Source organism: Acinetobacter sp. ABJ-A23_2 (genome assembly GCF_044538765.1).
Lineage (GTDB): Bacteria > Pseudomonadota > Gammaproteobacteria > Pseudomonadales > Moraxellaceae > Acinetobacter > Acinetobacter nosocomialis_A.
In genome coordinates, this window is sequence record NZ_JBIUCP010000048.1 from 17,779 (window position 1) to 29,551 (window position 11,773).

Below are 11,773 nucleotides of genomic sequence, written 5' to 3' on the forward strand. Positions count from 1 at the left end.
CATGCGAATGCTTCATACAATGTTGCGAGTAGGCAATTTAGAACAATCTTTAAAGTTCTATACCGAAGTATTAGGGATGAAGTTACTTCGTAAGCGTGATTATGAAGAAGGTCGTTTTACACTGGCATTTGTTGGTTATGGCGATGAAGAAAATAATACCGTGCTTGAACTTACTCATAACTGGGATACATCAAGTTATGATTTAGGTAATGCTTATGGTCACATCGCAATTGGTGTCGAAGACGCTTACAAAGCATGTGAAGAAATTAAAGCACGTGGCGGTAAAGTTGTGCGTGAAGCTGGCCCAATGAAGGGTGGCGTTACGGTTATTGCCTTTGTTGAAGATCCAGATGGCTACAAAATCGAGCTCATTCAGCAAGATGCAAATGCTAGAAATAATTAAATAATTGACTATGGCGCTTTAAGATTTAGGTCTTAAAAGCCTAGCTTTATTTTTATAGCCCAGTATGATGAAGGCTTGACCAAATGGTCAATTTGTCAACTGGGTTTTTATTTGTCTAAAATAATCATAGGATGTGAACATGCTGAAGTTCTTGGCACTTGATCGATTTACAATTTTGTTGGTTGGTATGGTGCTACTAGCAACATTTTTTCCAGTCAGTGGTCAAGCTGCGCAGTATTTCAATACATTAACTACAGTCGCGATTGCAATTTTATTCTTCCTGCATGGGGCTAAGTTGTCTCGTGAGGCTGTAATTGAAGGTATTTTGCATTGGAAAATGCATTTACTGGTATTTGCAATTACGTTCTTTATTTTTCCTGCCCTTGGTTTATTGGCTAAACCTATTCTTTTACCTTTATTGGGACAGCAGCTTTATTGGGGCTTTCTGTTTATGTGTTTTTTACCCTCTACAGTTCAGTCTTCTATTGCTTTTACTTCAGTGGCAAAAGGGAATGTGGCAGGGGCGGTATGTAGTGCATCTTTCTCAAACTTGGTGGGTATGTTCATTACGCCAGTTTTAGTCAGTTTCTTTATTTTAGGGCAAAGTCAGCACGGGTTTGATCCTACGTCATCTATTATAGAAATTACACTATTGTTATTAGTGCCATTTGTTTTAGGGCAATTACTTCGTCCTTATGTTTTTCCATATATGGCAAAAGTACCAAGCATTGTAAAAGCATTCGATCAAGGCTCAATTTTGATGGTGGTCTATGGTGCATTTAGTGGGGCAGTAGTTGCTGGACTTTGGCATCAAGTGAACTGGAAAACCTTACTTCTTTTGGCACTTGCTTGCTCGGTATTACTGACTATTATTATGTTGCTTGCACTGTATTTGCCGCGTGCTTTTGGTTTTAGCCGTGCCGATCAGATTACCGTGTTCTTTTGTGGCTCAAAAAAGACCTTGGCGAGCGGGGTCCCAATGGCACAAATCTTATTTATTGGTCAGCCTTTAGGAATGATTGTATTGCCAATTATGATATTTCACCAAATACAGTTAATGGTGTGTGGAGTAATCGCAAATTACTGGGCTAAATCCCAAGATTAGGTCGCAAAAAAAAATTATATGGAGTATAATACTGTCCACTTGTTGTGCTTAGCTCTAACCCTAGAGGTTTCGGTGGGCCAAAAGAATGGTCTGTTGTGGTGTTGATCTGCTTGAAAAAGCCTGCCTCAATTTAATTGAGAGTGATCAATTGCGATGACAGCTTAAGCCTTTCTTCAATTAGGAGTAATCGACGATGCGCGCCGATATTCACCCAAAATATGAAAAATTAGTTGCAACTTGCTCATGCGGTAACGTAATCGAAACTCGTTCTGCTTTAGGTAAAGAAACTATTTACCTTGACGTATGTTCAGCTTGCCACCCTTTCTACACTGGTAAACAAAAGAATGTAGACACTGGTGGTCGTATCGACAAATTCAAACAACGTTTTGCTGGTATGTCTCGCTCTATCAAGCGTTAATACTTCAAAACGAAACAAAAAACGGGCTTATGCCCGTTTTTTGTTTTTAGCGTACAAGACCATTATTGGTCTTGCACATCTGTTAAGCGATCAAGCTTTTTCTGAAAATAATCACCTTGTAAGAAACGTGCTTCCACATTCCATGCATTAGCAAACAGGTTCATATCATTTAAGTTAGCCAATAAAATTCCAATCGGTTTTACAGTCAAATAGTTCAATACTTTTTCTTGCAAGCTACTAAGCCCTTGGTCTGAGCTTAATAGGTCAGTTTTGCTGGACTGTAATTTTACAAGCTGAATATCAAGCTGCTGCAAAATTGAATCGCTATATATAGAAGAAGCAAAGTCTCGAATTGAAACTTCCGCACCATGTTGACGTAAACGATCAATCAGCGGTTGAGCTGTTGGGAGGTAGTGCTGAAGTGCCTGTTCCGAAAATTGCAAAATTAGCGGACTTTCAAGCTTGCTACCAATGATGGTAAGCAGTTTTGAAATCAGCTCAGGGAATGACTTATCTTTCAGGAAAATATCAATATTAAGGTTAATAATGAGTCTTGCTTTAGGATACTGAGCAATGAAGTTATGAAGCTGTTTACAGGCTTCTACCAATATCCAGCGGTCTAGTTGAATTGATAACTCAGCATCTTCTTTTAAGTCAGCTAAGTCGTTTAAATCATGCCATTGTTCATCAGCAATAAAGCCACTCGTCACTTCATAGTTATGAGTTTCTTCATCATGCTTGTCATAAACTTGCTGATACTTCAGGTGTATTTGGCCCTGAGCTAATTTTTGTCTTAACTGCTGTAGCAAAGAAGACTGTGAAGTCGTCTCAAAATGTTCAATTGTTAAATCAAGAGGAACAGCTTCAATGCTCGGCGAAACAGTTTTTTCTACGATAGGCGTTATTTCAAGCTGAGGGGTAACTTGAGGTAGGTTCTGCTTCTCAGCTTCATTAAGTAATGAGCTAAATGAAATCTCAGTGAGTGATTGATTAAGCGGAGCATAGCCAAGCTTTAACTGTACCGAAAAGTTTTGCTCATTCACTTTTAACAAGTGCTCTTTTTGCAAAGTTTGTAAACTCGTCAACTGAGAGTTTAAAACTGTACTATTTTCAGCTTGTAAAATGCCTACATACGTACCCAAATCGACTTGGTAAATCGGCATTTGTGCATGGTCTTTTAAAAAACCATGTAGCTGATTGAAATACTGCCCCAAAGTCTGCCAACCCTGTTGAAAGAGGCGTTCTGGGCACTGCGCAAGTCTAAATAGAACTATGGCATTTGCTTGGGCAGGGTGGGTCGATAAATGTCGGTTAATCTGCGGCCAAGCTGTGCTTAACCCAGTTGTTTTCTCGGACGGTACCGTATTTGCTGGTGTTTTTAAATCAACTTGATAGTCGATGGTCAGCTGTACAGCATCTTCTTCTTGACTCGGAATAAATTCCAGTTTTAAAGCATTATTACCAGAAATGGCTTGATGCTGACTTTGGATTTCGAAGCGTGCTTGATCAAACTGTCCTAAAGAAATTTTCTTAAAACGCTGTTTAAAAATATTTAAATCGTTGGGTTGTAAGACATCTAAAATTGGCAAGCCAATAATATCTTCTTCTTGCTGAAAGCCAAAAAGATTCAAATATTCGGTATTTGCCTTAATGTGTATGCCTTCTTGGAAAATAGCGACCGCTTTATGGCTGTTATCGACCAATGTTTGTGTATGCGTATGAATGGTATCAAGCTCCGCCAAAAGACGTTGTTCCTTTTGTAAAAGGCGGCTGTATGACAGTGCTCGAACAAGCGTAATATAGAAATAGTCCAGAGGTTCTAGCGGGACTACATCATAAATACCTTTTTGAATATAGCTTTGATATTGCTGCGCTTGGTAATCATCTGGTTGTAGAAGTAAAATTGGTAGCTGCGGCTGTTCTGAGGCTTGAACAAGGGAGAGAGTTTGTTCAATTTTCAAATCATATGCGCGACCAAAAATAATGACATCCCACGATGTATTGAGCTGCTTTTCAAAACTTTTTAAATCATCAAGTAATAAGGCATTAACTTGATAATCATTCCCCGATAATAAATTTAAAATTTGGTTATAACGTAACTGGTTATCATCAATAATGAGTAAACGTATTTCAGTACGTTTTAACCTTTTAGATAGTAAAGAGTTTCTCACTTTAATGCTTCCCATAAATCTTGGCTATTCACGTTACTATTCTTTTTCAGCATGAACTGATCAAGCAGGTGTTGCTGCTGCTCATTCAAAAGTTCAAATTGAAATTGAATAAAACTTTGAGTAATGAGTTGTGCTTTGAGTAGATACACTTTGATTTCTTCTGTCCCCAATCGTAAATGAATTGTTTGTTGCTCTCTAAAAATTTGAGACCCCGGTAAAATAAGCGTGTTTTGTATTTCTTCTAAGTTTTGAGTTTGTAGTAATAGTGCAGGGTGGTAATTACGAGTATGGCGCTCTGCCTGAATATGTACAGCACAAGGGAACATGGCTTGTGAAAGAATTTCTAAACCCAGTTCCAGACTTTTTTCTGTTGATTGTTTAATCCAGCGAATCACACCACCACGCCACTGACCATGCAGCGTTTCTTTGACTAAAATATATTCGCCAGTTCTTAAGTTTTTAGGCGCCTCACCAGACCATTTAATACGGTAGCCATTCACACTAATATCAAGCACGGTGGTTTGATAAATGGTTTTACTTTCACGGCTTAAGCGTTGGTAAGACGAAGTTTGTTGCTCTTTTTTCTCTAGGTTTGATAAAACTTTCGATTCACTTTGTAGATTATAGTTATTGTTAAGTTGTAGCGTTTCTTCAAAGTTTTTTGCTTTAGATAAGTAAAAATGAGCAGTACTTAACCCGAAACAGATTTGTAGTGCAGCATTATATTCATAACGTTCATGACGGCGTTGTGCTGTCGTGCCCAAAATGGTTTGAACGTGGAATTTTAGTGCTGGACTCAAATAAATCTTTTCATTTTTAGACATGTATTGAGCATTTTTATGCATGGTGGCAGTGACATGCTCAAGCAACGCTTGCGTGCTAATAAAAATGCTTGGGTTGAAGTTTGAACTTTGTTTTTTGTTATATACAGGTGGGTGATCTTTAGTTGGATCGACCACATACTTTGTTAAAGCAGAGTCTTTAGGCAAGATTTGAATCATGCGTGCCCAGTCGAAGCTGCATTGAAACAAAGCCTGAATTTCTGATTGACGAATCTGATTGGTATTAAAAATATCTAATAAAATAAGCTGTGCATAAGCCTGCGTAATATTCGCTAAAGGGTGTTGCACACCTTGAATATGATTAATATTGGTTAAATGGTATTTGTGCTGAACGGCTGTTTCATAAAGTTGATGTGCAATTAACCATTGTCCTTTTACAGGTTCGCTATATAGCATATGCTGTTGGTATAAAAGGTTGGTCAGTTGCTGCAATGCATGGAATGTCGCCAAAATACGCGCAGTTTGTAAGTTTTTCTTTTGTTTAAAAGAAAACAAAGAGAACTTCTGTTTTTGCAGCTGTTCGTGGCTGGTCTGCGCAATATTTAAATAAATGCTGGCAAAATAACAGCGCAACAGCATTGCCAGCTCAATAATATGCTCGTTACGGTCTGTACTAATCACACCTTGGTTAAAGAAGTTCTTTTCTAAACTTGCCAAAACATTATTAATGGTTGGGTGAAGCGTTTGAATTAAGTCAAAGCGAAGCGTTTCACTGCAATTTAATTCATTTAACTCCAAAATTGCGGTAAATAGCGCTTTTGAAGTATCACCCAATTGCATAATAGAAAGGGTAGTGACCCATTCATTAAGGTCTTTAATGTTGGCTTCACAAAAGCTTAACCGTTCACGAGTACGTACGGTTTGATTGTGAAAAATGTCCGAAAGTGCATTATTCATCATCACTTATTATATAACTCAAAAAGTTGTAGCCCCAAAAAGCGGTGTTTTATTCTTTTCGCCCGCAATTTCCCTGACGAGTTTAGGAACCAGATATCCAGGTAGACTCGCTAACACGTCTTGATATATCGCATCTATTTCAGATGGCATTAAATCAAAATGTTGTGCACCTTTTACTTTATCTAATACGTGTAAGTAATATGGCATAACGCGAGCTTCAAATAGACGATAACTTAAATCAGTTAAAGTTTGAGCAGAATCATTGACACCTTTTAGCAATACCGCCTGATTTAGTACAGTAATGTGGTGTGAAGATAACTCCATCAACTTTGAACAAGTAAAGTCATCGAGCTCAGAAGCATGGTTCGAGTGTACCACCAGAATAATACGCAGCCTACTGTTTTTTAATAAAGAAATAAGCTCTTCATCGATTCGATTTGGAATGACAATTGGAACTCGTGAATGAATTCGCAAAATCTTAACTTGTTTGAGAGATGATAAACGTTCTAGCCAAAGTGCAAGCTTACGGTTAGAAAGTGTAAGTGGGTCACCACCACTTAAAATCACTTCATTAATGTCAGGATTAGCTTCGATATAGTTTTTAATATTGAGCCAATCATCATTTTTTGGCAGATTTTCCTGATAAGGGAAGTGACGGCGGAAACAATAACGACAATGCACAGCACATGCACCCGTCAAAGTCAGTAAAAAGCGCGATTTATATTTATGTAAAACACCCGGTAACTGGTTAGCTGCTTCTTCGCCTAAAGGGTCTGTAACAAACTCAGGATGTTCTTCAAGCTCTAAATGATGAGGTAATACTTGTAGTAAAAGCGGGTCAAGCGGGTTTTTTGCGTTCATTTTTCCGACGAACGCACGAGGAACACGCAATTTAAACTTTTCAGAAGCCAGAATCGCACCTGATAATAGCTGATCTGAGGATAACTCGAGTAGGCTTAGCAATTCAGAAGGATCAGTAATAAGGTCACTGAGTTGTGATTGCCAGTTTTGCTCTTGGTATAAATAGTTTATCATTTGACACGATTAAGATAATGCAACAACGCATTATATCGCATAGTTGACTTGTTAAGTTTGGAGTGTGCCTTTCATGGCCTATTATTCTACAAATGATTTCAAAGCTGGCCTTAAGGTTATGCTTGATGGTAACCCATGTTCTATCATGGAAAACGAATATGTAAAACCAGGTAAAGGTCAAGCGTTCAACCGTGTAAAATTACGTAACCTTAAAACTGGCAAAGTATTAGAAAAAACTTTCAAATCAGGTGACTCTTTAGAAGCGGCTGACATCGTTGAAGTTGAAATGGAATATCTATACAACGACGGTGAAATGTGGAACTTCATGGATCCTGTAACTTTTGAGCAAATCGCTGCAGACAAAATTGCAATGGGCGATGCTGCTAAATGGTTAAAAGACGATTCAAATGAAAAATGTACAATTATGTTGTTCAACGGCGTACCTTTAACAGTAAGCCCACCGAACTTCGTTGTATTAAAAATTGTTGAAACTGATCCGGGTGTACGTGGTGATACATCTGGCGGTGGCGGTAAACCAGCTAAGCTTGAAACAGGTGCGGTTGTTCGTGTTCCGTTATTTGTTCAGCAAGAAGAAAGCGTTCGCGTAGATACTCGTACTGGCGATTATTTAGAGCGTGCATAATAGTTAAAAAATAAACTATTATCGAAGGGATGATGTAAATCATCCCTTTTTTTATGCGAAAGTATAAGAGGAAAAAAGAAAAAGGAGGAGTAGAGTCACAGGGATTAAGAGAAACAGTACATAACAATATAAAAATGCTGTAGTTATTTATTGAGAGGTTAAGAATGGACACAATGCAAGCGAAATCTACGCTTCCCTCCAAGCTGGTCTGGAGCCTAGTGGCAATTATAGGTGCAATTTCTTTTGGGATGCTGGCACTCAGTCGTGGTGAACATGTTAACGCGGTTTGGCTTGTACTGGCTGCAGCATGTGTATATAGCATCGCATATCGATTTTATAGTCTATTTATTGCAACTAAAGTATTTGAATTAAACCCAAGACGTTTAACCCCAGCCCACCGTTTAGCCGATGGTCTGGATTATGTACCCACCAATAAATATGTGCTTTTCGGTCACCACTTTGCTGCAATTGCAGGAGCAGGGCCGTTAGTTGGACCAATTTTGGCTGCACAAATGGGCTTTTTACCAGGCACGATCTGGTTATTGGTCGGTGTGGTTCTGGCAGGTGCGGTACAAGACTTTTTAGTCTTATTTATCTCAACACGCCGTGATGGTCGTTCACTTGGTGAAATGGCAAAGCAGGAGCTTGGTTCTTTTGCTGGTATTGTCGTAATGCTCGGTGCGCTTGGGGTAATGATTATTATCCTTGCGGTACTGGCGTTGGTGGTTGTGAAAGCACTTGCACATAGTCCATGGGGTGTCTTTAGTATTGCAGCAACCATTCCAATTGCATTGTTCATGGGCGTTTATATGCGCTTTATCCGTCCGGGACGTATTGCAGAAGTTTCAATTATTGGCTTTGTTTTAATGATGCTGGCAATTGTCTATGGTGGACATGTTGCAGCAGACCCGTACTGGGGTGAATTCTTCACTTTAACTGGTACACAACTGACTTGGTGTCTCATCATTTATGGTTTTATCGCATCGGTATTACCTGTTTGGTTGTTATTAGCACCACGTGATTATTTATCTACTTTCCTCAAAATCGGGGTGATTCTCGGTTTGGCGGTGGGTATTATCATTGCATTACCTGAATTGAAAATGCCTGCTGTAACTCATTTTATTGATGGTACAGGTCCAGTTTTCTCAGGTAGCTTATTCCCATTCCTATTTATTACCATTGCCTGTGGTGCCATTTCTGGTTTCCATGCACTTGTATCTAGTGGTACGACACCAAAACTCGTCGATAACGAAGCTGATATTCGTGTGATTGGCTACGGCGGTATGCTTATGGAGTCTTTTGTCGGGATCATGGCAATGATCTGTGCGACAGTTTTAGACCCGGGTGTGTATTTTGCGATTAATGCGCCAGCGGCAGTACTCGGTACAACTGTAGAAACTGCGGCAGAAGCTGTACGTAATTTAGGCTTTGTGGTTACCCCAGAAATGTTAACCGTGTTGGCTCAAGAAGTAGGTGAAAGCTCGATTCTTTCACGTACAGGTGGTGCGCCTACCTTCGCTATTGGTATGGCTCATATCATTTCTGAAATTTTTAATAGCCGCCAAATGATGGCATTTTGGTATCACTTTGCCATTTTATTTGAAGCATTGTTTATTTTAACTGCTGTCGATGCGGGTACTCGTGCTTGTCGTTTTATGGTGCAAGACACTGTAGGTATTGTTATTCCTGCGGTTAAAGCATCAGGTTCTTTCTTTGGTAATTTGGTTGGTACAGCCGTTGCAGTTGGTGGATGGGGCTTCTTCGTCTATCAAGGTGTGATTGACCCATTAGGTGGCGTTAACTCATTATGGCCTTTATTTGGTGTTGGTAACCAAATGCTGGCTTCTATGGCACTCATTTTAGGTACAGTCATTCTGTTTAAAATGAAAAAAGAAAAATATGTTTGGGTGACCATTTTCCCAACAATTTTCTTATTCATTACCTGTATGACAGCAGGCTGGCAAAAGATTTTCCACGAAAACCCAAAAATTGGTTTCTTGGCGCAAGCGCATAAGTTCTCTGATGCGATTGCTCGCGGTGAAATTATTAAACCAGCCAAAACTATTGCTGAGATGCAAAACATTGTGATGTCGAATCAGATTAATGCTGCGCTTTGTGGCTTCTTTATGATTGTTTCGATTGTCATGATTATTGCCTCAATTGGTATTGTTCGCCGTGCTTTAGCGAGTCGTACTCCGACTGTAAATGAAGCACCTGCGGTATATGCCGATCCTGAAGTGGTTACCACTCGAGGAGAATAAAGATGAATTTTAAATTTGCAAAAAATGGAACTGTCATTATTGCGAAAATCATCAAAATGACAGTGCTCTCGCAAAAAGAGCTATTACTTTCTCCAAAGAACTGGTCGCGTATAGCAACCCTGTGGCAACGTTTACAGCAAAGCTTCCGACTCATGGTCGGAGTGCCGGACTATCAAACGTATTTGGAGCATATGAAAGCCCATCATCCAGATTTAACACCTATGGATGCGAAGACTTTCTATCGGCATTGTGTTGATGTGCGTTATCCATCGGCAGGTGGCAATTTAAAGAAATGCCCTTGTTAAGTTGAGCTTGATATTGGGCTAACCAAAGACGGTATGTGGTTGAACCATGTACCGTTTTACTTTTTGGGAAATGAAAAAGAGTTTGCTCAAAGTCTGCTCATTTGTATTTTTTTCAATGGTAAATCTCTTGTTTTGCTTTTGAAAAATGAATATGATGCTTTCCATTCTAGGTGTATAGCTCAGTTGGTTAGAGCGCTACGTTGACATCGTAGAGGTCTCCAGTTCGAGTCTGGATATACCTACCAAGATTTAAAGTCATATAAACTCGAATAGCTTTACATGACTTAAAAAGCCCTAAACTATAATGGTTTAGGGCTTTTTTATTGGTTTTATAATTTAATTTTAATTTCTATAATATCTGCAACTGAAATTTTATTCCCTAGATCAAAGTTAGGTGTAGTGTCTCCTTCTATTACAATGGTGGATTTGGTTGGGAAATACTTAGGTAAATAGGGAATACCTAATTGGAAGATTATCCTTTAATAATTTTTCCTCATCATTTATAACTAAAGAAAATAATTAATTAATTTATTTAAATTAAGGTTATAGAAATTGATTGAAAAATGTTTTTATAAAATTTGCTTTTCACCATTAGATATAAATGGGCCTAAATTTTTTGGTTTCTCTGAATTTTTAGCAGGGTTGGCTTTAATGATTTTGGCTTGGACAATTGCTGATGTTCGTTATCGCTTTAGAGTACAAGTAGCACCGCTACCGTTAAACATGATTACTTTTTCTATCGTTGTTCTTGTGGGTTTATCTACTATTCTTACAGATCTGTGGCGTGCATCGGGATGGCTTGTATTTAACCAGACATTTATAACATCTGCACTATGGCAGGCTTTTTTAGCTATTACTTTTTTTACTACATTTTTAATTTGGATTTGGTTTGCTTTTATTAGGCCACCAGCATTTGGTAAATTGAACTCAAAACGTTATGTAACCACTATTTATAGATATATAATTGAGGGTGTTCCAACTAATTTAGCTATCATTGCAGATGAACTGACTCACTCAGCTCCAAAAATTATAAAATATGCTCCAGAAAAACACCGATTTGAAAAAAGTGACAATACGGGAAAACAAAAAAAATTAATATAACCAGAGTAGAAATATATGCCCATAATTTATTAGATTTAATTGCAGATAAAAGATTTTGTAAAGTGATTATTGAGTCATCACCGATCACAGCTTTAGCTTTTTTTGAAGAAATTTCAGATCAAAATAAATATAGTGTGAATATACCAATTTTTGCTAGAAATATTGTAAATGAAGCAATAAGTAATAAAGAGTCTTTTATATACCACGAAGCAGAATGGTATGATTCTGGATTAATAGGAGAGAAAAAACCTATTACACAAGCTATATTTTCTAACTTTGATATGGTGGAAACTATAGGAACTATGTTCGATGCACCTTTTTTAAAGTGGGATGCTGATCAATGGGCCGCATATAGTAGAGTTGTATTAATAACTACAGAAAAATTATTGGAAAAAATTATATAAATCATAATTATGCAGTTAATCGTGCAATAAGTAATTTAGAGAATTCAGTTAGTGATTTATATGTATTAAATGGAGTTTCTAATTTATGGGAAAATGATACTTATCAGCGATTAAGAGTAGTAATAAAATTTATAAAAGACTTTTTAATTCTCCTTGAGAAAAAGAGATCAAATGAGAATATTAAATTA

11 protein-coding genes and 1 tRNA gene are annotated in these 11,773 nt (G+C 38.0%); 9 read left to right on the forward strand and 3 right to left on the reverse strand.

The features are described 5' to 3' along the window. Position 1: 1 nt before the first annotated feature. From gloA to rpmE, 3 genes are all read left to right on the forward strand, one after another. Positions 2-403 (forward strand): lactoylglutathione lyase, encoded by a 402-nt coding sequence (gene gloA, locus ACH63V_RS15000; protein ID WP_002052709.1) that lies wholly within the window; start codon positions 2-4, stop codon positions 401-403. A gap of 133 nt (positions 404-536) precedes the next feature. Next, entirely contained in the window at positions 537-1,508 is a 972-nt protein-coding gene (locus ACH63V_RS15005; RefSeq protein WP_006580654.1) for a bile acid:sodium symporter family protein, read from the forward strand. Between the two features lie 193 nt (positions 1,509-1,701). Next, positions 1,702-1,926: a 50S ribosomal protein L31 gene (gene rpmE / locus ACH63V_RS15010; protein ID WP_001200845.1), complete on the forward strand. Its 225-nt coding sequence runs from the start codon at positions 1,702-1,704 to the stop codon at positions 1,924-1,926. Positions 1,927-1,988: 62 nt separating this feature from the next. Here rpmE and ACH63V_RS15015 read toward each other — a convergent pair whose 3' ends face one another. From ACH63V_RS15015 to epmB, 3 genes are read right to left on the reverse strand one after another with little or no spacing between them, the layout of a single operon-like run. Continuing rightward, entirely contained in the window at positions 1,989-4,097 is a 2,109-nt protein-coding gene (locus ACH63V_RS15015; RefSeq protein ID WP_396463938.1) for an EAL domain-containing protein, read from the reverse strand. Continuing rightward, positions 4,094-5,839, reverse strand: a complete 1,746-nt coding sequence (locus ACH63V_RS15020; protein WP_396463942.1) for a GTPase — start codon at positions 5,837-5,839, stop codon at positions 4,094-4,096. The genes ACH63V_RS15015 and ACH63V_RS15020 overlap by 4 nt, the downstream gene beginning before the upstream one ends. Positions 5,840-5,854: 15 nt before the next feature. Further along, complete coding sequence (epmB, locus tag ACH63V_RS15025; RefSeq protein WP_002052728.1) at positions 5,855-6,871, reverse strand: EF-P beta-lysylation protein EpmB; 1,017 nt, start codon at positions 6,869-6,871, stop codon at positions 5,855-5,857. A 73-nt stretch (positions 6,872-6,944) separates the two neighbouring features. On the opposite strand from epmB, the gene efp reads away from it, so the two are divergent. The 6 genes from efp to ACH63V_RS15055 all read left to right on the forward strand — a co-directional run bounded on the left by efp (position 6,945) and on the right by ACH63V_RS15055 (position 11,585). Then, positions 6,945-7,514, forward strand: coding sequence for an elongation factor P (gene efp / locus ACH63V_RS15030; protein ID WP_263614294.1), 570 nt, complete (start codon positions 6,945-6,947; stop codon positions 7,512-7,514). Positions 7,515-7,678: 164 nt separating this feature from the next. Further along, entirely contained in the window at positions 7,679-9,775 is a 2,097-nt protein-coding gene (locus tag ACH63V_RS15035) for a carbon starvation CstA family protein (protein ID WP_396463939.1), read from the forward strand. Between the two features lie 2 nt (positions 9,776-9,777). Further along, a complete protein-coding gene (locus ACH63V_RS15040; RefSeq protein WP_151763256.1) occupies positions 9,778-10,080 on the forward strand; it encodes a YbdD/YjiX family protein in 303 nt (100 codons plus the stop codon). A 168-nt stretch (positions 10,081-10,248) separates the two neighbouring features. Beyond that, positions 10,249-10,325: transfer RNA gene (locus tag ACH63V_RS15045), tRNA-Val, on the forward strand. Between the two features lie 307 nt (positions 10,326-10,632). After that, the gene (locus ACH63V_RS15050; RefSeq protein WP_396463940.1) at positions 10,633-11,181 is read left to right on the forward strand and encodes a hypothetical protein; all 549 of its coding nucleotides are present in this window, start codon (positions 10,633-10,635) and stop codon (positions 11,179-11,181) included. Positions 11,182-11,243: 62 nt separating this feature from the next. Beyond that, positions 11,244-11,585 (forward strand): hypothetical protein, encoded by a 342-nt coding sequence (locus tag ACH63V_RS15055; RefSeq protein WP_396463941.1) that lies wholly within the window; start codon positions 11,244-11,246, stop codon positions 11,583-11,585. Positions 11,586-11,773: the final 188 nt, after the last annotated feature.